Source organism: Streptomyces chrestomyceticus JCM 4735 (assembly GCF_003865135.1).
GTDB classification, from domain to species: domain Bacteria; phylum Actinomycetota; class Actinomycetes; order Streptomycetales; family Streptomycetaceae; genus Streptomyces; species Streptomyces chrestomyceticus.
This window is the reverse complement of the sequence record NZ_BHZC01000001.1, coordinates 4991893-5016315: the sequence shown is the minus strand read 5'-3', so window position 1 is coordinate 5016315 and position 24423 is coordinate 4991893. Positions and strand designations below refer to the sequence as shown.

Sequence of the window (24423 nt, the reverse complement as noted above, 5' to 3'; positions counted from 1 at the left end):
GGATACGGCAAATCGTCCCACGCCCGTCCCTCAGGAGAGGGTGATCCTCCGCACTGCACCGATCAGCGCGCCCCCAGGTCTTACTCTCTTCCCGACCGGCCCTCCGGCCCTCCTCCTGCCACAAGCCCTAAGGAGCCGCCGGAGAGCGTCCTCCGCGACTTATGGGAGTCACCACCGTGACCGACGTACGTCCTTCCTCCGTCAGCGCCGACGGCGGAGTCCTGCACACCCTGTTCCGTTCCGAGCAGGGTGGCCACGAGCAAGTCGTCCTCTGCCAGGACCGCGCCAGCGGTCTGCGGGCCGTCATCGCCATCCACGACACCGCCCTCGGCCCGGCCCTCGGCGGCACCCGCTTCCACGCGTACGCCTCCGAGGAGGAGGCGGTGCTGGACGCCCTGAACCTCTCCCGTGGCATGTCGTACAAGAACGCCCTCGCCGGTCTCGACCACGGTGGCGGTAAGGCCGTGATCATCGGTGACCCCGAATTGATCAAGACCGAAGAACTCCTGCTCGCATACGGCCGGTTCGTGGCTTCCCTCGGCGGCCGCTACGTGACCGCGTGCGACGTCGGCACGTACGTCGCGGACATGGACGTCGTCGCCCGCACCAACAAGTGGACCACCGGCCGCTCCCCCGAGAACGGCGGCGCCGGCGACTCCTCCGTCCTCACCGCCTTCGGTGTCTTCCAGGGGATGCGCGCCTCGGCGCAGCACCTGTGGGGCGACCCGACGCTGCGCGGCCGCAAGGTCGGCGTCGCGGGCGTCGGCAAGGTGGGCCACCACCTCGTCGAACACCTCCTCCAGGACGGCGCGGAGGTCGTGATCACGGATGTGCGTGCCGAATCGATCGAGCGTGTCCGCAGCCGGCACCCGCAGGTGCAGGTGGCGCCGGACACCGGGTCGCTGATCCGTACGCCGGGCCTGGACGTGTACGCGCCGTGCGCCCTCGGCGGCGCCCTGAACGACGAGTCCGTACCGGCGCTGACCGCGAAGGTGGTCTGCGGCGCGGCCAACAACCAGTTGGCCCACCCCGGCGTCGAGAAGGACCTGTCCGACCGCGACGTCCTCTACGCGCCGGACTACGTGGTGAACGCCGGCGGCGTCATCCAGGTGGCCGACGAGCTGCACGGCTTCGACTTCGACCGCTGCAAGACCAAGGCGGCGAAGATCTTCGACACCACGCTGGCGATATTCGCTCGTGCGAAGGAGGACGGCATTCCGCCCGCCGCGGCGGCGGACCGGCTGGCCGAACAGCGGATGGCGGACGCCCGGCGGGGCTGAGGCACCCGGCGGCGGGCCGACCGGGCCGGTACCGATCGGTTCAGGCCATTTTTCTAGCCGGTCGCAAAGCAAAAATGCGACCGATCCTGCTCCTCAATGTCCAAGAATGCTCGGGTCCGACCGAAGCCGATCGCGATCCGATCATGCGCACGGAAGGCCCCGGGCGGGCCCGCACACCCTCGCGGACGCCGATCCGGTCACGGACCGTACCGGACGTCGTCACGGTGAGTATGGAAATGGCCTGCGGAGCGCTCGCGTAACGATCTCTGAGCGCTGCGTAAGGGATCACGGGTGGTGAAGGAGACATCCCTCACCACCCGTCGGCGGGTCGCCGGACGGGACAGGTTAAAATCGCAGCTGACCAGCGGGGACGGGGCGTCCTGCCGGTCGTGCCGAGCGGTCGGTGATGCGGGCGACGTACCGTATGGCCGCGGAAGCAGGTACCGTTAAAGCCCTACGGGCCGGTCTCTCCGTCGAGAGTCCGCTCTGAATCATGAACGCGTGTCAAGACTCTGGGGCCGTCGAGCCCCGTCGTTGAGGGGGTCGAGCCATGGGGCGCGGCCGGGCCAAGGCCAAGCAGACGAAGGTCGCCCGCCAGCTGAAGTACAACAGCGGTGGGACTGATCTCTCACGCCTGGCCGAAGAGCTGGGTGCATCGCCGCAACAGCCGGCACAGCAGCAGCCGCCGAACGGCGAGCCGTTCGAGGATGACGAGGACGACGACCCGTACGCGCGGTACGCCGACCTTTACAACCGAGACGACGATGACGAGGACGAGGGCAACTCGTCCCAGCAGCGTCGTCGCGCCTGACGTACGACGTCTCTTCTGTCGTGCGTGCACGGTGTGCACAGCATTTCCACGGACCCGGTCCGGGGTAGTCACCTCGGACCGGGTTCTGTGCTGCCCTGCGGGCGGCCGGGTCAGGCAGCGTAGTCACCGGTCAGGGTCACTGCCTCGGTGTGGTCACCACGCTCGACGATCTCGCCGCTGACCCAGGCGTCCACGCCGCGGTCCGCGAGGGTGGCCAGCGCCACGTCCACCGACTCCTGCGGTACGACGGCCATCATGCCGACGCCCATGTTCAGGGTCTTCTCCAGTTCCAGCCGTTCCACGTCACCGGCCGTGCCGACCAGGTCGAAGATCGGGTCCGGGGTCCAGGTGGACCGGTCGACCGTGGCGTGCAGGCCGTCCGGGATCACCCGGGCCAGGTTGTTGGCCAGGCCGCCGCCAGTGATGTGCGAGAACGCGTGCACCTCGGCCGTGCGGGTCAGCGCCAGGCAGTCCAGCGAGTAGATCTTCGTGGGCTCCAGCAGTTCCTCGCCGAGCGTCCGGCCGAGCTCCTCGACCCGCTGGTCCAGCGACATCCCCGCGCGGTCGAACAGCACGTGGCGAACGAGTGAGTACCCGTTCGAGTGAAGACCGGAGGACTCCATCGCGATGACGATGTCACCCGTACGGATACGATCCGCGCCCAGCACCCGGTCCGCCTCGACGACACCCGTACCGGCGCCCGCGACGTCGAAGTCGTCGGCCCCCAGCAGCCCCGGGTGCTCCGCGGTCTCGCCGCCGACCAGCGCGCAGCCGGCCAGCACACAGCCCTCGGCGATGCCCTTGACGATCGCCGCGACCCGCTCCGGGTAGACCTTGCCGACGCAGATGTAGTCGGTCATGAACAGCGGCTCGGCGCCGCAGACGACCAGGTCGTCCACGACCATGCCGACCAGGTCGTGGCCGATCGTGTCGTAGACGCCCATCCGGCGGGCGATGTCGACCTTGGTGCCGACTCCGTCGGTGGCCGAGGCGAGCAGCGGCCGCTCGTACCGCTTGAGGGCCGAGGCGTCGAAGAGGCCGGCGAACCCGCCGAGGCCGCCGACGACCTCGGGGCGGGTGGCCTTCTTGACCCACTGCTTCATCAGGTCGACGGCGCGGTCGCCCGCTTCGATGTCCACGCCCGCTGCTGCGTAGCTGGCGCTGGTGCCCGCGTGCTGGGCACGCTCAAAAGACTCGGCAGACATGGCGTTGAAATCTTTCCTGTCAGTTGTACGAGCTCTACGGGCGGCGCAGCGCGTCGGCGCCGCCGACCCCGGCCGTCAGCGTCCCGACGCCGTCCAGGTCCGGCTTGGCCTGGCCCGCGGCCTCCGCCTCCAGGAGGTGCTTGCCCAGCAGCTCCGGGTCGGGGAGGTCGACCGGGTACTCGCCGTCGAAGCACGCGCGGCACAGGTCCGGCTTGGCGATCGTCGTCGACTCGATCATGCCGTCGATCGAGATGTACGCCAGCGAGTCGGCGCCCAGCGACGTACCGATCTCGTCCACGGTCAGGCCGTTGGCGATCAGCTCGGCGCGGGTGGCGAAGTCGATGCCGTAGAAACACGGCCACTTGATCGGCGGCGAGGAGATCCGGATGTGGACCTCGGCGGCGCCGGCCTCCCGGAGCATCCGGACCAGGGCGCGCTGGGTGTTGCCGCGGACGATCGAGTCGTCGACGACCACCAGCCGCTTGCCGCGGATGACTTCCTTGAGCGGGTTGAGCTTGAGCCGGATGCCGAGCTGCCGGATGGTCTGCGAGGGCTGGATGAAGGTCCGGCCGACGTAGGAGTTCTTGACCAGGCCGACGCCGTACGGGATGCCGCTGGCCTCGGCGTAGCCGACCGCGGCCGGCGTGCCGGACTCCGGGGTCGCTATGACGAGGTCGGCCTCGGCGGGCGCCTCGGCGGCCAGCCTGCGGCCCATCTCCACCCGGGAGAGGTACACGTTGCGGCCGGCGATGTCGGTGTCCGGGCGGGCCAGGTAGACGTACTCGAAGACGCAGCCCTTGGGCTTGGTCTCGGCGAAGCGGGAGCTGCGCAGGCCGTTCTCGTCGACGGCGATCAGTTCGCCCGGCTCGATCTCGCGAATGAAGCTGGCGCCGCAGATGTCCAGGGCGGCCGTCTCGGAGGCCACCACCCAGCCGCGCTCCAGGCGGCCGAGGACCAGCGGGCGGATGCCCTGCGGGTCACGGGCCGCGTACAGGGTGTGCTCGTCCATGAAGCACAGCGAGAAGGCACCGGAGACCTTGGGCAGGACGCGCGGCGCGGCCTCCTCGACGGTCAGCGGCTTGCCGTCCTCGTCCACCTGGCCGGCCAGCAGGGCCGTCACGAGGTCGGTGTCGTTGGTCGCCGCGACCTGGGTCGCGCGGCCGCCCTCACGGGGCAGTGCGGCGACCATCTCGGCGAGTTCGGCGGTGTTGACCAGGTTGCCGTTGTGACCCAGGGCGATCGAGCCGTGCGCGGTGGCACGGAACGTCGGCTGGGCGTTCTCCCACACCGAGGCACCGGTGGTGGAGTAGCGGGCGTGGCCCACGGCGATGTGGCCCTGGAGGGAACCGAGGGAGGTCTCGTCGAAGACCTGGGAAACCAGGCCCATGTCCTTGAATACGAGGATTTGGGAGCCGTTGCTCACTGCGATGCCCGCGGACTCCTGACCGCGGTGCTGCAGGGCATACAGCCCGAAATAGGTGAGTTTGGCGACCTCTTCACCCGGAGCCCAGACACCGAAGACGCCACATGCGTCCTGGGGGCCCTTCTCGCCGGGGAGCAGGTCGTGGCTGAGTCGTCCGTCACCACGTGGCACAGCACTGAGTCTAGGGCAGGTCCGCGATTCATCCGAACCGGGGATCGAACCGGGGCCGGGCCCGGGGGGCCTGCCCCAGGTGGTCGAGTGCTTGACGTGAGCACGCACTCACGGACAGGATCACGCTCCATGCAGAGCCCGCAGCCCTTGGTGCAGCGCCGCCACGTCGACCTCGGTCGCGTCGCCAGCGCCATCTGTCGCTGCGTGCGGCGCGGCTGAACGCCGCTTTCCCCCGCGTTCGCCTTCACCTTCTCTTCACGCGAGATCCGGCCGGTTGCGGCGCGGGTCCGGCGTGCGCCGTTCCGCTTCTCCCGCGCCCCCCGTCCGGGGCGTGGGGTGAGATGCGCCACTCCTCCGTTCCGAGGGTGCGGCGCGGCGAACGTTCCGGCGAATTCCGGGCTTTTCAGCCCCGACCGGCCCTGACTCCTCGCGTCTCCGTCCCGCGCCCGTCCGGGGCGCACCTCGCCTGCACACCCTTCCGGAAGGTCCCGTTCCGTGACGCGTTCCGCCTCTGCCCCCACGTCTCCCTCCCACCCTGATTCCTCCACGAACGACCGGATTTCTCCTACCGGTGGCATCTCCCGCCGTGCCTTCGGCGGCCTGGTCGGCGCGACCGCCGCGGCCGGCACCCTGGCCGTGGGAGCCGCGGGCCCGGCCACCGCCGCCGGGACCGCCCACCAGGAGCGGCCGTTCCGCGCGGCGACCGGCCGCCGGGCCGCCCGCCGTCCGAACATCCTGCTCATCCTCGGTGACGACCTCGGCTGGGCCGACCTGTCCTCGTACGGATCACCGCACATCCGCACGCCGCACCTGGACCGCCTGGCCCGCCAGGGCGTGCGCTTCACCCAGGCGTACGCCGGCTCGTCGACCTGCTCCCCCACCCGGTTCTCCCTGTACACCGGGCGGTTTCCCGGCCGTACCGAGGGCGGGCTGGCGGAGCCCATCGCGGACCGGTCCGTCGGCCTCGAACCCGACCACCCCACGCTCGCCTCCCTGCTGCGCGACGCGGGGTACGCGACCGGCCTGATCGGCAAATGGCACTGCGGCTATCTGCCCGACTTCAGCCCCACCAAGTCCGGCTGGGAGACCTTCTTCGGGAACTTCGGCGGCGCGCTGGAGTACTACTCCAAACTCGGGCTGGCCGGGGAGTACGACCTTTACGAAGGCAACGTCACCGAGGGTGACGCCGAATACCGCGACCTGCGCTACTACACGCGGATCATCACCGAGCGTGCCGTCGACTTCGTGGGCGCGCGGCAGGCCCGGCCGTGGCTGCTCAACCTGAACTTCACCACCCCGCACTGGCCCTGGATCGCGGACGGCGACGAGGCCGCGAGCGCCGACATCGTCCGCCGTATCAAGGCGGGCGACAGAGGCGCGTTGCAGCACCGGGACGGCGGCTCGCTGGCGAAGTACAAGGAGATGGTCGAGGACCTGGACCGGTCGGTGGGCACCGTGCTGGCCGCCCTGAAGCGCTCCGGGCAGGAACAGGACACCCTGGTCTTCTTCGGCAGCGACAACGGCGGTGAGCGCTGGTCCTACAACTGGCCGCTGAGCGGCAACAAGTTCACCCTCCAGGAGGGCGGCATCCGCGTCCCCGCGATCGTGCGCTGGCCGGCCCGTATCGACGGCGGCCAGGTCAGCCACGAGCCGCACTTCAGCCCCGACTGGACGGCGACCCTCCTGGAGCTCGCCGGCGCCCGGCCGCACCGCGCCTACCCGCTGGACGGTACGAGCCTGGCGGGCTATCTGCTGCGCGGCGAACGGCTCCCGGAACGGGACCTGTTCTGGCGCACCCGGGGTGAGCGGGCGCTGCGGCGCGGCGACTGGAAGTACTACCGGGGCACGAAGAAGAAGGACCAGCTCTTCCACCTGACCGAGGACCCCCGCGAACAGGCGGACCGGGCCGGGGCCGAGGGGCGGCGGCTGGCGGAGCTGCGGGCGGCGTGGGAGGCGGTGGACGCCACGTTGTTGCCGTATCCGGAGGGGTGAGGAGGCGCCGCTCAGGGTTCGGAGGCCGGCTCTCAGCCCATGAGGGGCAGGTAGGGGGCGAGATCGGCCCGTTCGCCGCTGGCGCTCACGGCGGCCGCGTCGAGCGCGGCGGGCCAGTCCGTGCGCCCGGTGGCCAGGCGGAGCCAGGTCAGCGGGTCGGTCTCGACGACGTTCGGCGGCGTGCCCCGGGTGTGCCGGGGACCCTCGACGCACTGGACGACGGCGAACGGCGGCACCCGGACTTCGACCGAGCCGCCGGGCGCCTTCACGGCCAGCGCGTCGGCGAGCACCCGGGTGGCGGTGGCCAGGGCCTGGCGGTCGAACGGGATGTCCAGGCCGGTGGCGGCGGCCAGGTCGTCGGTGTGCACGACCAGTTCGACGCAGCGCACCACCAGGAAGTCGGCCAGGCGCATCGCGCCGATACGGACCGCCAGCAGCCGGTCGTCGGGGGCCATCGGGACCGCCTCGGCATACCGGGCGGCGGCGTGGTCCAGGAGGGCGGCGGGCTCGCCGCCGGCCGCCGTGTCGCGGGCGTTCTCGTCCACCTTCGCGGCCAGGGCGCGGGTCACGGACGGCCAGGTGGCCAGGGTGACTTCCTGGGCGGCCGGCGCGGGCTGCGCGAGCGCCGCCGGGACCTGCTCCACCGCCATGGCCAGGTGGGCGACCAGTTCGCGGACCGTCCAGTCCCCAGCCGGGTGGGCAACGCGAACTGCTCGGGCGTCAGGCGCTCCACGGCGGCCCGTACGTGGCCGAACTGCGCGATGACGGCGGCACGGGTCTTGGCGGAGTCGTAACTGCGGGCGCGGGCTCGGCCGGACGGCTTGCGGGCACTGGGCATGGCGTCGAGGCTACTCGGCGGGGCGCGTCGCGTAGTCCCCCAGCCCTTGCTCCACCAGGCCGAAGGCCCGGTGGGCGGCGGCCACCGCGTCGGGATACACCGCGTCGGCGGACTCACCGGCCAGCAGCCTGCGGTGGTTCTCGTTGATGAGCGCGTTCCGGGCGGCCATCAACTGGCCCGCGGCGACCTGGGCCTCCATCCGGTCGCCGCCGGTCTCCGCCGCCAGCACGTCGGCGAGTTGCTGGAGGCCGTGCATCCGGTTGGCGTACGCGCGGAGCAGCAGGCCCGGGGTCTCCACGATCAGGCGGCGGATGCTGAGTACCTCCTGCTGGTCGCACAGGCCGACGGAGGGGTCCCGCAGCTCCAGCAGCTCGACGAACTGGCGGCAGACGGCCGCGACCGCGGACTCCCCGGCGCGCGGGTGTGGACGGCGTGGGCCGCGTCGCCGGCGTGGTGCTCCATCGGCTTGAGGACCAGGTCCTCCTTGGAGCCGTAGTAGTTGAAGACGGTCATCTTCGAGACCTCGGCGGCGGCGGCGATCTCCTGGACGGAGACCTTTTCGAAGCCCCGCTCCAGGAACAGTTCGACGGCGGTCCGCCAGACCCGCCGCTCCGTCTGCAGTTTCTTGCGCTCGCGCAGTCCCAGCTCCTCGGCCATGCCACCACTGTACCAGGACAAAAAATAATACCGGGCAAAACATTGACTCGGTCTACGCTTCGCGGGCATGGTGCTGCCATGAACGCTTCCACCACTCCTTCGCACCCCCCACGGACCCCGCCGGGCAGCGTCGCCACAGGTGGCGCCGGTCCCGGTGCCGCATCCGGCGCCGATCCCGGTCCCGGGACCGACGGACCCGGCGGCACGACCTCGCTCCGACTCAAGATCGGCTTCACCGTCTGCCTCGCCACGATGCTCCTCGCCGTACTCGACCAGAACATCGTCTCGGCCGCGACCGTCCCGATCGCCCGCGAGCTGGACCCGCTGCACGGCATCGACCGCATCCCCTGGCTCGTCAGCGCGTTCTCGCTCGCTGCCACCGCCGCGCTGCCCCTGTACGGCAAACTCTGCGACTCCCTCGGCGCGAAGCGGGTCTTCCTCGGCGCCGTGGCCACCTTCCTGCTCGGCTCGGCGCTGTGCGGGGCCGCACAGGACATGGACCAGTTGGTCGCCTTCCGTGCGGTGCAGGGCCTGGGCGGCGGCGGTCTGATGAGCGTCACCATGGTCGTCATCGCGCAGCTCAGAGGGCCGGGGAAGCGCGGCCCGGGCAAGGGGGCCGGACTGGGCGGGCTGGTCGCGGGGGCCGGCATGGCCCTGGGACCGGTCGTCGGCGGGCTGCTCGCCGAACACGCGGACTGGCGTTGGATCTTCTACGTCAACCTGCCGATCGGCCTGGTCGTGCTCGTCGTGTCGGCCTTCGTCCTCGACCTCCCCCGCCACGGCGAACGGCGGCGCATCGACTTCCTCGGGGCGGCGCTGGCCGCCGCGTTCTCCACGGCGCTGCTGCTGGTGACGGAGTGGGGCGGCCGGGAGCACCCCTGGGGCTCACCGGTGATCCTGGGGCTGGCCGGCGGGGCGGTGGCGCTGCTCGCACTGTTCCTGTGGCGGCAGGCCACCGCCGCCGAACCGCTGCTCCCGCTGTCGATGTTCCGAATCCGTACGCTGCGTGCCGCCTTCGCCGTCCAGGGCCTGGTCGGCGTGGCCCTGACGGGCTCGCTGGTCTACGTGATGATCTATCTCCAGTTGGCGCGCGGCATCGATCCCACCTCGGCGAGCCTGTTCATGATCCCGGTGGCGCTCGGCATAGCCGGCTCGGGCCTGCTGACGAGCCGGCTCAGCGCCCGCGGCTGGTCGGAGAAGAACTCCGTGATCAGTGGTGCGGCCTGCGCCGCCGTGGCCACGCTCCTGCTCTCGACGAACGGCGCCGACACCGGCCTGTGGACCGTACGGGCCGAACTCCTGCTGCTCGGCGCCGGTTTCGGCCAGACTCTCGGGCAGCTGATCGTGCTGGTCCAGCAGGCCGCACCCCACCACCAGCTCGGAGTGGCGACGACCGGCATCCGCTTCTTCCAGACCCTCGGCAGCTCACTGGGCGTGGCCTTCTTCGGAACGGTACTGGCCCGCGTCTACGCCGACCACGGCCCCGGCGGCTCCACCAGCGCCATACCGGCCCTGAAGGGCGAGGCCCACGCCCGGGCGCTGGACGCCTTCGGCTCCTCCATAGCCGCCGTCTTCCTCTGCTCGACAGCCGTGCTGGCGCTGGCGGTGCTCCTGGCGCTCTGCATACGGGGAGGAGGCGCGGCCGGGCAGCCGGCTGAGCCGGCCGCCGGGAGCGAGTGGAGCGAATAGGCCGAAGGCGGGGCCCCGGGGCGCGAGCAGGGTCGGAGGCGGGGAGCCTCGGGGCGCGGGCAGGACGGGGAGGGGAACCCCAGGGCGCGAGGAGGACGGGGAGGGGGCCTCAGGGCGAGGAAGGGGGAGAGGGGTGGGGCGGGGGGGGGAGGGGGAAGGGGCAGAGGTTCTGCCCCCGGACGGGCCGGCACCGGCAGGGCTTACGGCGGTGGCCCGCCCCCGAAGGGACGGGCCACCGTGCGGGCGGACTGCACCAGGTGCGGCGCCGTCGGCCAGGTCGAGCCGAGCCGGACCGACCCTGGCCAGACCGAGCCGGACCGGACCAGGCCAGACCGAGCCGGACCGGACCAGGCCAGACCGAGCCGGACCGGACCAGGCCGGACCGGACCGCCCCGTTTCAGCCGAACAGCGACGGAATCGTCGCCTCGTGCGCCGCGCGGAGTTCGCTCAGCGGCAGGGTGAACTGGTCCTGTACGTCGATCGCGTCACCGTCGACCACGCCGATGCGGGTGGCCGGGAGGCCGCGCGCGCCGCACATGTCGGTGAAGCGCAGTTCCTCGCTGCGCGGGACGGCGACGATCGCGCGGCCCGCCGACTCCGAGAAGAGGAGGACGAAGGGGTCCATCCCGTCGGGGACGACGATCCGGGCGCCCTTGCCGCCGCGCAGGCACGACTCGACGAGCGCCTGGACCAGGCCGCCGTCGGAGAGGTCGTGCGCCGCGTCGACCATGCCGTCGCGGGAGGCCGAGATCAGGATCTCGGCCAGCAGCTTCTCGCGGGCGAGGTCCACCTTCGGCGGCAGGCCGCCGAGGTGGTCGTGGACGACCTGGGACCAGGCCGAGCCGCTCAGTTCGTCCTCGGTGTCGCCGAGGAGGTAGACGAGGTGGCCCTCGTCGGCGAAGGCGACCGGCGTGCGACGGCTGACGTCGTCGATGACGCCGAGCACCGCGACCACGGGGGTCGGGTGGATGGCGGCCTCGCCGGTCTGGTTGTAGAGCGAGACGTTGCCGCCGGTGACGGGCGTGCCGAGCTCCAGGCAGCCGTCGGCGAGACCGCGGACGGCCTCGGAGAACTGCCACATGACGGCCGGGTCCTCGGGCGAGCCGAAGTTCAGGCAGTCGGAGATCGCGAGCGGCTTGGCGCCGGTCGCCGCGACGTTGCGGTACGACTCGGCCAGCGCCAGTTGCGCGCCGTGGTACGGGTCGAGCTTGGCGTAGCGGCCGTTGCCGTCGGTGGCGATGGCCACGCCCAGCCCGGTCTTCTCGTCGATCCGGATCATGCCGGCGTCCTCCGGCTGGGCCAGCACGGTGCCGCCCTGCACGAAGTGGTCGTACTGGCTGGTGATCCAGGACTTGGACGCCTGGTTGGGCGAGGCGACCAGCTTCAGGACCTGCTCACGCAGTTCCTCGCCGGTCCGCGGCCGTGCCAGCTTGCCCGCGTCGTCGGCCTGCAGTTCGTCCTGCCAGGCGGGGCGCGCGTACGGACGCTCGTAGACCGGGCCTTCGTGGGCGACGGTCTTCGGGTCGACGTCGACGATCTTCTCGCCGTGCCAGAAGATCTCCAGCCGGTCGCCGTCGGTGACCTCACCGATGACGGTGGCGGTGACGTCCCACTTCTCGCAGATCGCCAGGAACCGTTCGACCTTCGCGGGCTCCACGACGGCGCACATGCGTTCCTGCGACTCGCTCATGAGGATTTCCTCGGGCGAGAGCGTGGAGTCGCGCAGTGGTACGTCGTCCAGCTCCACGCGCATGCCGCCGGAGCCGTTGGAGGCCAGCTCGCTGGTGGCGCAGGACAGCCCGGCCGCGCCGAGGTCCTGGATGCCGACGACGAGCTTTTCGGCGAACGCCTCCAGGGTGCACTCGATGAGCAGCTTCTCCTGGAAGGGGTCGCCGACCTGGACGGCGGGTCGCTTGGACGGCTTCGCACCCGCGGCGTCAGCCGCTGATGCATCCGTGAAGGTCTCGGAGGCCAGGATGGAGGCGCCGCCGATGCCGTCGCCGCCGGTCCGGGCGCCGTAGAGGATGACCTTGTTGCCGGCGCCGGACGCCTTGGCGAGGTGGATGTCCTCGTGCCGCATCACGCCGATGGCACCGGCGTTGACCAGCGGGTTGCCCTGGTAGCAGGAGTCGAAGACGACCTCGCCGCCGATGTTGGGCAGGCCCAGGCAGTTGCCGTAGCCGCCGATGCCCGCGACGACGCCCGGCAGGACGCGCTTGGTGTCGGGGTGGTCGGCGGCGCCGAAGCGCAGCGGGTCCACGACGGCGACCGGGCGGGCGCCCATGGCGATGATGTCGCGGACGATGCCGCCGACGCCGGTGGCCGCGCCCTGGTAGGGCTCCACGTAGGACGGGTGGTTGTGCGACTCGACCTTGAAGGTGACGGCGTAACCCTGGCCGACGTCGACGACGCCCGCGTTCTCGCCGATGCCGACGAGCATCGCGTCGTTCTCGGGGACCTTCTGGCCGAACTGCTTCAGGTGGACCTTGCTGCTCTTGTACGAGCAGTGCTCGGACCACATGACGGAGTACATGGCGAGTTCGGCGCCGGTGGGACGGCGGCCGAGGATCTCGCGGACGCGCTCGTACTCGTCCTGCTTCAGGCCCAGTTCGGCCCACGGCTGGTCGGTGTCCGGCGTCTCGGCTGCGTGCTTGACCGTGTCGAGCGTCATGCGGTGACCAATTTCTTCAGGATCGAGGTGAAGAATCCGAGGCCGTCCGTACGGCCGGTGCCGATCAGCGGCTCGACGGCGTGCTCGGGATGCGGCATGAGGCCGACGACGTTGCCCGCCTCGTTGGTGACGCCGGCGATGTCGCGCAGCGAGCCGTTGGGGTTGCCGTAGCCGTCGGCGGGGTCGCCCTCGGTCAGGTAGCGGAAGGCGACCCGGCCCTCGGCCTCCAGCATGTCGAGCGTGCGCTCGTCGGCGACGTACCGGCCGTCGATGTTCTTCAGCGGTACGGAGATCTCCTGGCCGGCGGTGTAGTCGGCGGTCCAGGCGGTGTCCGCGTTCTCCACCCGCAGCCGCTGGTCGCGGCAGATGAAGTGCAGGCTGTCGTTGCGCAGCATCGCGCCGGGCAGCAGGTGGGTCTCGGTCAGGACCTGGAAGCCGTTGCAGATGCCGAGGACCGGCAGGCCGCCCTTGGCCTGTTCGATCACGGTCTCCATGACCGGCGAGAAACGGGAGATGGCGCCGGCCCGCAGGTAGTCGCCGTAGGAGAAGCCGCCGGGGAGCACCACGGCGTCGACCTGCTTGAGGTCCTTGTCGCGGTGCCACAGCGGCACCGCCTCGGCCCCCGCGAGCCGGACGGCGCGCTGGGTGTCACGGTCGTCGAGCGTGCCGGGAAAGGTGATGACCCCGATGCGAGTGTTGCTGCGGCCCGCAGGGCCTCCGCTCGGGGCGGTGGCGGGCGACGGGCGGGTCATGACCCGGCCCGGTCTTCGACGTGGACGGTGAAGTCCTCGATGACGGTGTTGGCCAGGAAGGTCTCGGCCATCTCGTGGATACGGGCAAGGGCGGCGTCGTCGACCGGGCCCTCCACCTCAAGTTCGAATCGCTTGCCCTGACGGACGTCGCCGATCCCCTCGAATCCCAGGCGTGGCAGTGCGCGCTGCACCGCCTGCCCCTGCGGGTCGAGGATCTCCGGCTTGAGCATGACGTCGACTACGACGCGTGCCACTGGCACTCCCGATGGTGTGGTGCGTAAGGCGGTGCCATCACAGTACCGTGTTCGAAAATCTACGCGCATAGATATCGTGACGGCGCGGTCACGGTACGGCGTCGGCCGCGGTAAGCGGTGGGGAAAATCTCAGAAAAGACCTAGGGTCCGCATTGCGGAAGGACACGCTGAGGAAATTAACTGGGCTTCACCATGCAATGCCCGCCGCTGTACAAATGAAAATGCATTGATCCCAATCAGCCGGATCTGCAGCATCCCCCCATGTCAAGGTGGGGTTGCTGCTCGAAAGGACCGATATCCGTGGCGCAGCGCGTAGTAGTCACGCTCTCCGATGACATCGAAGGCGGAGAAGCCGCAGAGACGGTCACCTTCGGTTTGGACGGGAAGTGGTACGAGATCGACCTCAATCCCGCCAATGCGAAGAAACTGCGCGGCGCCCTCGCCCCGTTCGTGGAGGCCGGCCGCAAGCGGTCGAAGTCCGGCAAGGCGTACCACCACACCTCGGTGACCCCGGACCCCGCCGCCGTGCGCGCCTGGGCCCGTTCCCACCACATGGACGTGCCCCGCGCGGCCGGATTCCGAAGAAGGTCTACGAGGCTTTCGACGCGGCCAACAACTGATCCGGAGGGGCGGCCGGCCGCGGAGGGGGAGGGTCCGCCTCCTCCCCTCGCGCCCACCCGCCCCCTCACACGCCTCCCTCGCCCCCGTCAGGCCGCCGGTCCCCAGCCGGACGGAGCGGGGACGGGCCGGGGAGGGGCGCGGAGGCGCCTCGGCCGAGGCCGGTCATCGGCGGGAAGACGGGGCGGCCGCGCCCGGTTCCGGCCGTCCCCCAGCGGAGTTGCGCAGCACCCCCGTTGATCAGCTAGAGTCTGGAGCACGCCGAGGGGCGAGGCCGAAAGGCCGGATCCCGAGGAGTCACGCGGGTGTAGCTCAGTAGTAGAGCGCCCTCTTTCCAAGAGGGAGGCGCAGTGTGCGATCCCTGTCACCCGCTCTGACAGCATCAAGAAGTCCGTACGGACCGATTGATGGTGGTCATGCGGGTGTAGCTCAGTAGTAGAGCGCCCCCTTTCCAAGGGGGAGGCGCAGTGTGCAATCCCTGTCACCCGCTCCGACAGTACCGACCACTCCGGTGGATCAGGTAGAGTAGCTGTCGCGCCGCCCGGTGAAAGCCGGTCGGATGCCTGCGGACGTAGCTCAGTTGGTAGAGCGCAACCTTGCCAAGGTTGAGGTCGCGAGTTCGAGCCTCGTCGTCCGCTCAGGCAAAAGACCCCGGTCATCGCGACCGGGGTCTTTTGCCTTTCCTCGTCCCGGACCCCACGCCGGGCCGCACCCCGGCTCCCGCCCCGGATTCCGCTCCGGAACCGGCCCCTCCCCTCCTCCGGTTCCCCCGCCCCGCCCCTCCTGACATTTGTCATCTGCGGTGATGACAAGCCGCACTGCCCGGAGCCCGGTTCCGGCGGGAGCCTTGAAGCATGAACATCGGGGACACGAGCGGGCGCGTGATAGACGTCACGGGCCTGCGCAGGCGGTACGGGCCGTCCGGGGGCGGCCGGAGGAACAAGAAGGACACCACGGCCTTCGAAGCGGTACGGGGCATCGACTTCTCCGTCGAGCGCGGCGAGCTGTTCGCCCTGCTGGGGACGAACGGGGCGGGCAAGACCTCCACCCTCGAAGTCCTGGAGGGACTGGCCGCGCCGACCGGCGGCACGGTACGGGTGCTGGGCCACAACCCGTACACGGAGCGCGCGAAGGTCCGGCCGCGGGTCGGCGCGATGCTCCAGGAGGGCGGCTTCCCCGCGGAGTTGACCGTGGAGGAGACCGTACGGATGTGGGCCGGGGCCACCACCGGCGCCCGGCCGGTCGGCGAGGCGCTGGCCACGGTCGGCATGACCAAGCGCAAGGACGTACGGGTCAAACAGCTCTCCGGCGGTGAACGGCGGCGGCTGGACCTGGCCACGGCGACGCTGGGACGGCCCGAGGTGCTCTTCCTGGACGAGCCGACCACCGGCCTGGACACCGAAGCCCGCCACACGACCTGGGAGTTGATCCGCGAGCTGCGGGCGGGCGGCACGACGGTCGTGCTGACCACGCACTACCTGGAAGAGGCCCAGGAGCTGGCCGACCGCCTCGCGATCATGCACCGGGGCCGGATCGCGACGGCCGGCACCGTCGCGGACGTGGTGGCCACCCACCCCGCGCAGATCTCCTTCGAACTGCCCCCGGGCTACACGCCGGACCACCTGCCGCCACTGGCGGCGCTGGGCGTGGAAGGGCAGGAGACGGCGGGCCGGACCCTGCGGCTGCAGACGTCCGACCTGCAGCGGGCCGCGACCGGTCTGCTGCTCTGGGCGCGCGACGAGGGCGTCGAGCTGCGGGGGCTGGACGCCCGCTCGGCATCGCTGGAAGAGGCGTTCCTGCGGATCGCCAAGGGTTTGGAGGACAAGTGAGCGTCGCCGACGTCAAGGCCGTCGAGCAGGAGCCCGGTACGAGTGCCGCAGCGGGCGCCCGTACGGGAGCGCGGGAGCGGCTGGCCGCCCTGTTCCGCGCCGAACTGATCCTCCTGGGCCGTAACAAGACCGCGCTGTTCATGACGCTGCTGATGCCGCTGATCATGGCCTTCGCCATGCGGCAGGCGGTTTCCGAGATGCCGCTCCAGGCCAACGGCCTGTCGGTCGGCACGGTGCTGCTGCCGGGCACCATCGGCTTCGTCCTGCTCTTCGCGGTGTACTCGTCCGTCACCGGGTCGCTGGTGACCCGGCGCGAGGAGCTGGTGCTCAAGCGGCTGCGCTGCGGTGAGCTGTCGGACCGGGAGATCCTGGCCGGGTCGGCGCTGCCGGCGGTGCTCCTCGGGCTGGCGCAGATCGTCCTGCTGGCCGTCCTCGGCGGACTCGTCATGGACGCGGGCGCCCCCCGGGCCCCGCACCTGGTCGTGCTGGGCGTCCTCCTGGGCATGCTGATCGCGGTGGCGATGGCCGCCGCCTCCACCGGCATCACCAAGAGCGCCGAGGCGGCGCAGTTGACGACGATGCCGTTCGTCTTCGTCTCGATGGCCGGCTCCGGCATGATCGTGCCGCTGGACGTCCTGCCCGACAAGATCGCCAACATCCTGGAGTTGCTGCCGCTCTCCCCGGTGATGGGCCTGGTCCGGGACGGCTGGATCGGCCAGGGCGACCTCACCGACACACTGAAGCGGCTGGTCATCGCGTTGGTCTGGGCCGGTCTGGCGGTGTTTGCTGTACGTCGGTGGTTCCGTTGGGAGCCACGGAACTGACCATGTACGGCGATGGGGACGACGGGGGTGCGGGGCCGGTGTTCCACGGGCAGCTACGCAAGTTGCGGGGGCGTGGCAGGGTCGCGCAGGTGTACATGTGGGCGCGGTGGACGCTGTACATCACGCCGTGGCTGATGCTCATCGGCTGGCTCGCGGCGCCGCTCCTCAGCGCGACGGCCGAGATCCACCGCTCTCCGGCTCTGATCCTGCCCACGGTGGTGCTGGGGCTGGTGCAGTGCGCCGTCTACGTACCCGGCGTACGGCGCGGGCTGTCGCACTACGTGTACGGCACCCCCGCGCCATGGCGGCTGATCGCCGTGTCGGGCGTGCTGTCAGCCGTGTCGGTCGTCCTGGTCACGATGCTCGCCACCAGCCTGCCGATGCGTGCGTCGCTCTACTGCACGGCGATGCTGTTCCCCGTCCTGCCCGCCGGATCGCTTCTCGCCCTGGTGCTCAAGAAGCGCTGGCAGGCGGTGGTCTCCGTCGCGGCTTCGGTGGTCGCCGTGGCAGGACTGGCCCTTACGGGCGTCCCGATCAAGTACGCCTTGGGTCTGCCGCCTACTTTCCTCTTCTCCTCAGCCTTCGCCGCGCTCACATGCCGTAGCTGGGCCTGGATCCTCGCCGCGATGCGCGAGCTGGACGAGGCCAAGGGCGACCAGGCCCGGCTGGCCGTCGCCGAGGAGCGGCTGCGGTTCGCGCGCGACATGCACGACGTCGTCGGCCGCAACCTGTCCGTCATCGCCCTCAAGAGCGAGCTGGGGGTACGGCTGGCGCGCAAGGGCCGGCCGGAGGCCGCCGACCAGATGGCGGAGGTGCAGCAGTTGGCCCAGGACTCCCAGCGGGAGGTACGGGACGTGGTCCGCGCCTACCGGGAGGCCGATCTCCAGGTGGAGCTGGCGGGCGCCCGGGCGGTGCTCCTGGCGGCCGGGGTGGAGTGCCTGATGGACCAGGAGGGCAGCGCCGGGGTTCCGCAGCAGGTGCAGTCGGTGCTGGCCTGGGTCGTACGGGAAGGCACCACCAACGTGCTGCGGCACGCGAACGCGGCCTCCTGCTGGCTGACCCTGCGGGTGACGCCCGACGGCGCGCCCGGGGCCGGGCGGACGGCCGCCGCGGCGCGGCCCGGACCGGCGGTGGTGTTCTCGATGGAGAACGACGGCGTGCTGGAGGACGCCGCGCGGCGCGGTGACGGAAGCGGCATCGCCGGGCTGCGGGAACGGCTCGCCGCGTTCGGCGGCACCCTGACCGTCGGCCCCCGGCCAGGCGGGCGTTTCTGGCTGCGGGCCCACGTACCGCTGGAGAAGGACGAGCTGCTGGGGTACGGGCCGGAGACGGCCGCGGACGGGCTGCCGGCCGGGGCGCAGGGCAACGGGAAAGCCATCGGGTAAGGCATCGGGTAAGGCATCGGGTAAGGACAAGGCGTGCGGCGGGCGGCCGCGGCACGTGGCGGGCGCGGAGCGCCGGGAGAGAAGCGGAAATCATGGCGGAGGAGCCGGGGCGGATGTCCGAGGGAGTGCCGGGAGCGCCGGGAGGCGAGGACGGTCGGGGGCCGGGCACGGGCGCGGCCGGGGCCCCCGCGCCGCTGCGGGTGCTGCTCGCCGACGACGAGCATCTGATCCGGGGCGCGCTGGCGGCGCTGCTCGCGCTGGAGGACGATCTCCAGGTGGTGGCGGAGGCCGCTTCCGGACCGGAGGCCCTGGCGATGGCGCTGGCCCAGCGTCCCGACATCGCCGTACTGGATCTTCAGATGCCGGGGCTGGACGGTGTGGCGGTGGCCACATCCCTGCGCACCCGGCTGCCCGGCTGCCGGACCATGATCGTGACCAGTCACGGGCGCCCCGGCCATCTGAAGCGGGCCCTGGAGGCGGGGGTCAAGGGGTTCGTCCCCAAGACCGTCTCGGCCCAGCGGCTGGCCGAGATCATCCGCTCGGTGCACGCCGGAAACCGTTATGTCGACCCGGAGTTGGCGGCCGACGCGATCAGTGCCGGGGACTCGCCGCTGACCGTACGGGAGGCGGAGGTGCTGGAGTACGCGGAGAACGGCGCGCCCATCGCGGAGATCGCGGAGCGGGCCGCGCTGTCGCCGGGAACGGTGCGCAACTACCTCTCCTCGGCCGCCGCGAAACTGTGCGCGGAGAACCGGCACGCGGCAGCGCGCATCGCCCGCGCCCGAGGTTGGCTATAGTGGAGCCCGCACCGCGCCGCTGAGCGCGGGGCAGGCGGACGTAGCTCAGTTGGTAGAGCGCAACCTTGCCAAGGTTGAGGTCGCGAGTTCGAGCCTCGTCGTCCGCTCAGGGAAAAGGCCCCGGTCATCGCGACCGGGGCCTTTCGCGTGCGGGACCCTTCGCGTACGGGACGGAGTGACGCCGGTCCCCGGCCCGCGTCACTCCGTCCCCGGCGTCACGACCAGGGCAGCCCGGTGAGCCGCTCGTACGCCTCGATGTACTTGGCGCGGGTGTGCTCGACCGTCTCCTGCGGCAGCGGCGGGGGCGGCTGCTCGCTCCGGCGGTCCCAGCCGGAGGCGGGCGAGGTGAGCCAGTCGCGGACGAACTGCTTGTCGAAGGAGGGCTGGGCCCGGCCCGGCTGCCACGCGTCCGCGGGCCAGAAGCGCGAGGAGTCCGGGGTGAGGACCTCGTCCGCCAGCGTCAGCCGCTGTTCCGTGTCGAAGCCGAACTCGAACTTGGTGTCCGCCAGCACGATGCCGCGCTCGCGGGCGATGTCGCGGGCGCGCCCGTACACGGCGAGGGTGGTCTGCCGGAGCTGGGCGGCGACCTCGGCGCCGACCTGGCGGGCGACCTCCTCGTACGGGACGTTCTCGTCGTGCTCGCCGACGGCGGCCTTGGTGGCAGGGGTGAAGATCGGTCCGGGCAGTTCCGAGCCGTCGCTCAGCCCCTCCGGCAGCGCCAGCCCGCAGACCGTACGGGTCTGCTGGTACTCGGCGAGGCCGGAGCCGGTGAGGTAGCCGCGGGCGACGCACTCCACCGGGACCATGGCCAGCGACGTGCAGACCGTCGTCCGGCCCTCCCAGTCCGCGGGGGCGCCCGGGGCAGGTCCGTGGAGAGCACGTGGTTGGGCACGAGGTCGGCGAGCTGGTCGAACCACCACAGCGAGAGCTGGGTCAGCACCCGGCCCTTGTCGGGGATCTCGGTGGGCAGCACCCAGTCGAAGGCGGAGATGCGGTCACTGGCGACCATGATCAGCTCGCCGTCGGCGTTCTGGTAGAGGTCGCGCACCTTGCCCGTGTGGAGGTGGGTGAGCCCCGGTACCTCCACTGCCTCGGGCTTTTCTACAAAACCGGACACGCTGCCTCCGCGTAGGTTGATCCAGTCCCCTCCGCCCGATTCTCCCGTATGCGGGGTGGAAGCGGCGGCGCAGGGTCCGGTCGGGTGCGGATCAGGTCCCGGTCACACTCCGTCCCGGCGGGCCGCGCGGCCGACCGCGGCCAGTGTCAGCAGGGCCAGCACCGCGGCGGCCGCGAGGACGACCGGTGGCGGCACCGCCGCGCTGACCAGGGTGATCACGTACGGGGCGAAGAACCCCAGATAGGCGAGGGTCCAGAAGCGGGCGGTGAGGCGGGCCAGCCGGTGCGGCGGCGCCAGGGCGGCGACCTCGGTCAGCCCGTACGCCACGCACAGCCCGTATCCGCCGCCGAGCACGGCCGCGGCGATCAGCGCCACGACGGGCTGCCCGGCCGCCACGGCACCGGCGGCGACGAGGAGGCCGAGTGCGACGGCCGCCAGTCCGGCGGCGGCGGTGGCGAGGCGGTGCCGGGCGGCGAGCCGGCGGGCGAGGGGCGCCACGAGGAGCCCGGCGCCCGGGGTCACGGCGGTGGCGACGCCCGCGTACACGGTCTGCCAGCCGTCCAGGCGGTCGCCGACGAGGCCGGGGAGGGTCACGAAGGCGATGGTGGGGGCGGCGAACACCCAGGGCGCCACCGGGGCCACCAGCCGCCGGAAGGGGGCGCCGGACGTCCCGTGGGCGGCGGGCCGGGCCGCGTCGGCGGCGGAGGCGGCGGCGTGCGGTACGGCCCCGGCCCGGCCCGTCTCCGGCGCCCGGGCGGCCGCCAGCGCGGCCACCGCCGAGAGCACCAGGTGCGGGACGTACGCCGTGACCATCGGGTGCGGTGCCCACTGGGCGATCAGCGCGGCGGCCAGCCCGCCGGAGGCGAAGCCCGCGGAGAGGAAGAGCCCGGAGCGGCGGGCGGCCGTGCCGGGTGCGGTGGCCGGGTCGTACGGGGCGGACGAGAGCTCCTTGATCCACACGCTGCCCGCGGTGAGCAGGGCGCCCGCGCCGAGACCGGTCAGGAAGCGGCCCGGCCACAGGAGCCAGGCGGCGGCCGGGCCCGCCATCAGCAGACAGGTCGCCACGGCGGCGGTGGCGAGCGCGGCGAAGACCACGGGACGGCGGCCACGCCGGTCGGCGAGCGGGCCGCCCAGCAGCAGCCCGGGGATCAGGCCGAGGACGTACACCGCGAAGAGGGCGGTGGTGGTGGCCGTGGCCAGGCCCAGGTCGTCACGGTAGGCGCCGAGGAGGGCGGAGAACTGGTTGGCGCTCCAGCCGGAGGCCGTCATCATCCAGCCGGCACGGAGCCAGTGGCGGTGACGGGAGTCGGTACGGGCGTCCGTACGGAGAGCCGTACGGGAATCGGTGCGGGGATCGGTGCGGGGATCGGTACGTGGATCGGCGGCGGGCGTGCTCATGAGAGCCGTTGTACGAGGCCGGAGGCCCTGGGCGCCGCCTCCGTTCAGGAATCGTGAACGGCCCCCGTGACCGGACGCCGGATCGTTTTATCGTGGCACGCATGGACCTGCGACGACTGTCTTCCTTCTTGGCGGTGGTCGAGGAAGGCCACTTCGGACGGGCCGCGTCGCGGCTCTTCCTCTCCCCCGCCGCGGTCACCCAGCACGTGCAGCAACTGGAGCGCGAGCTCGGCACCCGGCTGCTGGACCGCGGCAACGGCCCCGTGCGGCCGACCGCCGCCGGCCGGCGGCTGGCCTCCCACGCCCGTACGCTGCTGGCCGCCGCGAACGCCGCCGTGGAGGACGTGACCGAGGCGGCGCAGCGCGCCTCGGCGGCGTCGTCCCTGGCCGACCGCGGGCTGCGGGTGGGGGTGATGGGCCACGGTTCGGCCGAGGTCACGCCGGCGGCCGTCAACGCCTTCCGCCGGGCCCGCCCGGAGGTCCCGCTCAAGCTCGTCCAGCTCAACTTCACGGAGCACTGCAGCGCGCTGCGCGAGGACCGGGTGGACGTCGCGTTCGTCCGGCCCGCGATCCGGAGCGAGGACATCGAGGTGGACGTCCTGACCACCGAGCAGCGCATCGTCGCCGTGTCGGCGGCCTCGCAGCTCGCGGACGCGGCGGCGACGGGCGTCCGGGTCGCGGACATCATCGACCTGCCGTACCTGCGGCTGCCCCGGCACACCCCGCGCCCGTTCACCGACTACCTGTACTTCGACGAGGGCGAGCGCCGCGCCCCGGACTGCGCGCTGACCCCGCAGGACGTGCTGACGAGTGTCGCGGCGGGCCGCGGGGCGGGCTCCGGGCTGAAGTCCTTCGCCCGCTACTACCCGTGGCCGGGGACCGTGTACGTGCCGGTGCTGGACGCGCCGTACGCGCACAGCGTGCTGGCGACGCGGGCGGACGATCCCCACCCCGAGGTACGGATCTTCCGGGCGCTGACGGTGGCGCTGGCGCGGGAGCTGGGGACGTTCGCGGCGCGGTAGCGGCGGAATCCCCTGGGCCCACCGCCGCTCCCCCCGTTTCAGTCCCGCTTGCAGATGCGGTCGAGCAGATTGGCCGTGGCCCGCTGCACCCGTTCGTCCACGTGTCCGGGGCGGTCCAGCGCCGGTGACCAGGCGAAGGTGCCGGACGCGAAGACCAGGGCGCCGCTGAGGGCGCGGTACAGCGACGTCTCCTGATGGCGGCGGACGCCCTCGCTGTCCTCGTACGGGGAGTGCGCCAGCAGGATGCGGTGGCTGTGCTCGGGCAGGGGCGTACGCGGGAAGTATCGGTCCGCCTCACCGGCAACGAGGCCCGGCAGTTCGTCGCCCTCGTGGGCGCCGGTCGCCTCCCACATCCAGTGGTCGGCGTTGCGGACGACCAGCGGCGCGGGCTCCGGCACCCGGCCCGCGTACTGGATGCCCATCAACTGCTGCTCCGGGTCACCGGCCTCGCGCCATAGGGCGGGCTTGCCGGGGCCCTGGCGTTTGCGGCAACTGAGCAGGGAGTCCGGTCCGGCGGGCGAGGGGGCCAGTTCGACCTGCCAGTACATGGTGTTGGCGGACAGGAAGACCAGCGAGGTCCCGCTGTCGCGGGCCAGTTCGGCGGTCCGCCGCATCGGCTGGGACCAGTACTCGTCGTGGCCGGGGAAGACCAGGCCGCGGTAGCGGGACGGGTCGACCAGCCCGGCGTGCAGGTCGCGGGCGTCGGCGTAGGCGAGGTCGTAGCCGTAACGCTCGGCCCAGCGGATGAAGTCGTAAGCGTGGCCGACGTGCAGGGGCAGGCCGGCGCCCGCGTACGGGCGGTCGAAGGAGACGGTGGTGGCGGCGTCCGGCTCGCCGAGCAGCGAGCCGTCGGCGTCCCAGGCGTGGTACAGGCTGGCGCCGGTGCGGCCGTCCTCCGGGTAGAGGTTGTACGCCTGCCAGGTGATGTCGGGCAGGAGCAGCAGGAGGTCGGCGGGGTGGGCGTCGCGGACCGTGAAGGGCACATGGCTGCGGTGGCCGTCGGCGGTGGTCAGGACGGCGACGTAGGCGCCCAGCTTCCAGTACGCGGGGACCTGGAGGCGCCAGGACAGCCACCAGTGGTGGCAGGAGACCGTGCGGTCGGCGGTGAGCGGTGCGGGCTGCACGATGCCGGCCAGCCGGGGGCTGGTCGTGATCTTGGCGGCGCCGGTGCCCGCGTAGTGGCCGATGCGGTAGATGTCGATGCTGAAGGGCTGCGGCGGATCGACCGAGACACGGAAGTCGATGGCCTCGCCGGGGGCCACCGCGCCGGTGCTCACGAAGCCCTTGATCTGCTGCCGTACGTCGTCGGCCGTCCGGGGTCCTGCGCTGGAGCGGGGCGAGGGCAGGCGCTTCTCGCCGGGGGCCACCGCCGGGTCGACGTACCAGGGGACCACCTGACCGGAGTCGAAGTAGTTCTCGCTGCCGCGCAGCCAGGGCAGCGGGCCCTGTCCGAACGGATCCGTGACCGCGTGCGCAAGTGCTCCCGACTCCCAGCGCCGGATCTGCTCCGTCCCCATTCGTACTCCCCTCCCTGCGTCCCCCCGCCGACTGAGCAGGCCGCCGCGGCACTCAGATGTCGTGCTCGATTGAACGACTGGGGCCACCCCCAGCACATCACATTACGCACTTGCTCCGTCACCCTTCGTCGTGAATTCGCAAGGGTTCCGGCCATGAACGGCGAACTGGAGGG

Annotated in this window: 17 protein-coding genes, 4 tRNA genes and 4 pseudogenes; 15 read left to right on the top strand and 10 right to left on the bottom strand. The window is 71.6% G+C overall.

Features of this window, described 5'->3' with window-relative positions:
* The first annotated feature begins 161 nt into the window (after nucleotides 1–161).
* Nucleotides 162–1280, top strand: coding sequence for a Leu/Phe/Val dehydrogenase (locus EJG53_RS21620; RefSeq protein ID WP_125046184.1), 1119 nt, complete (start codon nucleotides 162–164; stop codon nucleotides 1278–1280).
* 550 nt (nucleotides 1281–1830) lie between these two features.
* Nucleotides 1831–2091 (top strand): DUF3073 domain-containing protein, encoded by a 261-nt coding sequence (locus EJG53_RS21615; RefSeq protein ID WP_030372983.1) that lies wholly within the window; start codon nucleotides 1831–1833, stop codon nucleotides 2089–2091.
* 110 nt (nucleotides 2092–2201) lie between these two features.
* On the opposite strand, the gene purM is transcribed toward EJG53_RS21615, so the two are convergent.
* Together purM and purF are read right to left on the bottom strand one after the other, a co-directional pair.
* A complete protein-coding gene (gene purM, locus EJG53_RS21610; protein ID WP_031012326.1) occupies nucleotides 2202–3296 on the bottom strand; it encodes a phosphoribosylformylglycinamidine cyclo-ligase in 1095 nt (364 codons plus the stop codon).
* 34 nt (nucleotides 3297–3330) lie between these two features.
* Nucleotides 3331–4890, bottom strand: coding sequence for an amidophosphoribosyltransferase (gene purF, locus EJG53_RS21605; RefSeq protein WP_125046183.1), 1560 nt, complete (start codon nucleotides 4888–4890; stop codon nucleotides 3331–3333).
* Nucleotides 4891–5019: 129 nt separating this feature from the next.
* On the opposite strand from purF, the gene EJG53_RS43950 reads away from it, so the two are divergent.
* Together EJG53_RS43950 and EJG53_RS21600 are read left to right on the top strand one after the other, a co-directional pair.
* A complete protein-coding gene (locus EJG53_RS43950; RefSeq protein WP_359130758.1) occupies nucleotides 5020–5109 on the top strand; it encodes a putative leader peptide in 90 nt (29 codons plus the stop codon).
* A 339-nt stretch (nucleotides 5110–5448) separates the two neighbouring features.
* A complete protein-coding gene (locus EJG53_RS21600) occupies nucleotides 5449–6882 on the top strand; it encodes a sulfatase family protein (protein WP_371858807.1) in 1434 nt (477 codons plus the stop codon).
* A gap of 32 nt (nucleotides 6883–6914) precedes the next feature.
* Here EJG53_RS21600 and EJG53_RS21595 read toward each other — a convergent pair.
* A pseudogene (locus EJG53_RS21595) lies at nucleotides 6915–7720 on the bottom strand (maleylpyruvate isomerase family mycothiol-dependent enzyme).
* Between the two features lie 10 nt (nucleotides 7721–7730).
* Nucleotides 7731–8377: pseudogene (locus tag EJG53_RS43945) on the bottom strand (TetR/AcrR family transcriptional regulator).
* A gap of 78 nt (nucleotides 8378–8455) precedes the next feature.
* On the opposite strand from EJG53_RS43945, the gene EJG53_RS21585 reads away from it, so the two are divergent.
* Nucleotides 8456–10066: an MFS transporter gene (locus tag EJG53_RS21585; protein ID WP_413790170.1), complete on the top strand. Its 1611-nt coding sequence runs from the start codon at nucleotides 8456–8458 to the stop codon at nucleotides 10064–10066.
* A gap of 397 nt (nucleotides 10067–10463) precedes the next feature.
* Here the strand turns inward: EJG53_RS21585 and purL are convergent, their stop codons facing one another.
* The 3 genes from purL to purS are packed head-to-tail and all read right to left on the bottom strand — an operon-like array spanning nucleotide 10464 to nucleotide 13743.
* On the bottom strand, nucleotides 10464–12737 hold the full coding sequence (gene purL / locus EJG53_RS21580; RefSeq protein WP_125046182.1) for a phosphoribosylformylglycinamidine synthase subunit PurL: 2274 nt from the start codon (nucleotides 12735–12737) through the stop codon (nucleotides 10464–10466).
* Complete coding sequence (gene purQ / locus EJG53_RS21575; RefSeq protein WP_125046181.1) at nucleotides 12734–13489, bottom strand: phosphoribosylformylglycinamidine synthase subunit PurQ; 756 nt, start codon at nucleotides 13487–13489, stop codon at nucleotides 12734–12736. Before purQ ends, purL begins: the two co-directional genes overlap by 4 nt.
* Nucleotides 13486–13743, bottom strand: coding sequence for a phosphoribosylformylglycinamidine synthase subunit PurS (gene purS, locus EJG53_RS21570; protein WP_030679308.1), 258 nt, complete (start codon nucleotides 13741–13743; stop codon nucleotides 13486–13488). The genes purQ and purS overlap by 4 nt, the downstream gene beginning before the upstream one ends.
* Before the next feature lie 300 nt (nucleotides 13744–14043).
* Here purS and EJG53_RS42650 point away from each other — a divergent pair.
* The 9 genes and pseudogenes from EJG53_RS42650 (at nucleotide 14044) to EJG53_RS21525 (ending at nucleotide 19303) form a co-directional block, all read left to right on the top strand.
* Nucleotides 14044–14363: pseudogene (locus EJG53_RS42650) on the top strand (histone-like nucleoid-structuring protein Lsr2).
* Nucleotides 14364–14662: 299 nt separating this feature from the next.
* Nucleotides 14663–14734 (top strand) — tRNA-Gly (locus EJG53_RS21560).
* 45 nt (nucleotides 14735–14779) lie between these two features.
* A tRNA-Gly gene (locus EJG53_RS21555) sits at nucleotides 14780–14851 on the top strand.
* A 75-nt stretch (nucleotides 14852–14926) separates the two neighbouring features.
* Nucleotides 14927–14999: transfer RNA gene (locus EJG53_RS21550), tRNA-Gly, on the top strand.
* Nucleotides 15000–15215: 216 nt separating this feature from the next.
* Entirely contained in the window at nucleotides 15216–16190 is a 975-nt protein-coding gene (locus tag EJG53_RS21545; RefSeq protein WP_125046179.1) for an ABC transporter ATP-binding protein, read from the top strand.
* Nucleotides 16187–17014 carry an ABC transporter permease gene (locus tag EJG53_RS21540; protein WP_125046178.1) on the top strand — a complete coding sequence of 276 codons (828 nt, stop codon included), beginning with the start codon at nucleotides 16187–16189 and terminating at the stop codon, nucleotides 17012–17014. The genes EJG53_RS21545 and EJG53_RS21540 overlap by 4 nt, the downstream gene beginning before the upstream one ends.
* Nucleotides 17015–17016: 2 nt before the next feature.
* The gene (locus tag EJG53_RS21535) at nucleotides 17017–18399 is read left to right on the top strand and encodes a sensor histidine kinase (RefSeq protein WP_244955269.1); all 1383 of its coding nucleotides are present in this window, start codon (nucleotides 17017–17019) and stop codon (nucleotides 18397–18399) included.
* A 113-nt stretch (nucleotides 18400–18512) separates the two neighbouring features.
* Nucleotides 18513–19196, top strand: coding sequence for a response regulator transcription factor (locus EJG53_RS21530; RefSeq protein WP_125049504.1), 684 nt, complete (start codon nucleotides 18513–18515; stop codon nucleotides 19194–19196).
* 34 nt (nucleotides 19197–19230) lie between these two features.
* A tRNA-Gly gene (locus tag EJG53_RS21525) sits at nucleotides 19231–19303 on the top strand.
* Nucleotides 19304–19411: 108 nt separating this feature from the next.
* Here EJG53_RS21525 and EJG53_RS21520 read toward each other — a convergent pair.
* Both EJG53_RS21520 and EJG53_RS21515 read right to left on the bottom strand, forming a co-directional pair.
* Nucleotides 19412–20313: pseudogene (locus tag EJG53_RS21520) on the bottom strand (phosphoribosylaminoimidazolesuccinocarboxamide synthase).
* A 102-nt stretch (nucleotides 20314–20415) separates the two neighbouring features.
* Complete coding sequence (locus tag EJG53_RS21515; RefSeq protein ID WP_244955268.1) at nucleotides 20416–21711, bottom strand: MFS transporter; 1296 nt, start codon at nucleotides 21709–21711, stop codon at nucleotides 20416–20418.
* Nucleotides 21712–21812: 101 nt separating this feature from the next.
* Between EJG53_RS21515 and EJG53_RS21510 the strand changes: the two genes are divergently transcribed.
* A complete protein-coding gene (locus tag EJG53_RS21510) occupies nucleotides 21813–22733 on the top strand; it encodes a LysR family transcriptional regulator (protein WP_125046177.1) in 921 nt (306 codons plus the stop codon).
* A gap of 38 nt (nucleotides 22734–22771) precedes the next feature.
* On the opposite strand, the gene EJG53_RS21505 is transcribed toward EJG53_RS21510, so the two are convergent.
* Nucleotides 22772–24250 (bottom strand): N,N-dimethylformamidase beta subunit family domain-containing protein, encoded by a 1479-nt coding sequence (locus EJG53_RS21505; RefSeq protein WP_125046176.1) that lies wholly within the window; start codon nucleotides 24248–24250, stop codon nucleotides 22772–22774.
* Nucleotides 24251–24423: the final 173 nt, after the last annotated feature.

Excerpts from the sequence above, each read along its gene's own strand:
- EJG53_RS21620 (WP_125046184.1), top strand. The coding sequence starts at position 162 with ATGGGAGTCACCACCGTGACCGACGTACGTCCTTCCTCCGTCAGCGCC.
- EJG53_RS21615 (WP_030372983.1), top strand. The coding sequence starts at position 1,831 with ATGGGGCGCGGCCGGGCCAAGGCCAAGCAGACGAAGGTCGCCCGCCAG.
- purM (WP_031012326.1), bottom strand. The coding sequence starts at position 3,296 with ATGTCTGCCGAGTCTTTTGAGCGTGCCCAGCACGCGGGCACCAGCGCC.
- EJG53_RS43950 (WP_359130758.1), top strand. The coding sequence starts at position 5,020 with ATGCAGAGCCCGCAGCCCTTGGTGCAGCGCCGCCACGTCGACCTCGGT.
- EJG53_RS21585 (WP_413790170.1), top strand. The coding sequence starts at position 8,456 with ATGAACGCTTCCACCACTCCTTCGCACCCCCCACGGACCCCGCCGGGC.
- purL (WP_125046182.1), bottom strand. The coding sequence starts at position 12,737 with ATGACGCTCGACACGGTCAAGCACGCAGCCGAGACGCCGGACACCGAC.
- purQ (WP_125046181.1), bottom strand. The coding sequence starts at position 13,489 with ATGACCCGCCCGTCGCCCGCCACCGCCCCGAGCGGAGGCCCTGCGGGC.
- EJG53_RS21545 (WP_125046179.1), top strand. The coding sequence starts at position 15,216 with ATGAACATCGGGGACACGAGCGGGCGCGTGATAGACGTCACGGGCCTG.
- EJG53_RS21535 (WP_244955269.1), top strand. The coding sequence starts at position 17,017 with ATGTACGGCGATGGGGACGACGGGGGTGCGGGGCCGGTGTTCCACGGG.
- EJG53_RS21530 (WP_125049504.1), top strand. The coding sequence starts at position 18,513 with ATGTCCGAGGGAGTGCCGGGAGCGCCGGGAGGCGAGGACGGTCGGGGG.
- EJG53_RS21515 (WP_244955268.1), bottom strand. The coding sequence starts at position 21,711 with ATGAGCACGCCCGCCGCCGATCCACGTACCGATCCCCGCACCGATCCC.
- EJG53_RS21510 (WP_125046177.1), top strand. The coding sequence starts at position 21,813 with ATGGACCTGCGACGACTGTCTTCCTTCTTGGCGGTGGTCGAGGAAGGC.
- EJG53_RS21505 (WP_125046176.1), bottom strand. The coding sequence starts at position 24,250 with ATGGGGACGGAGCAGATCCGGCGCTGGGAGTCGGGAGCACTTGCGCAC.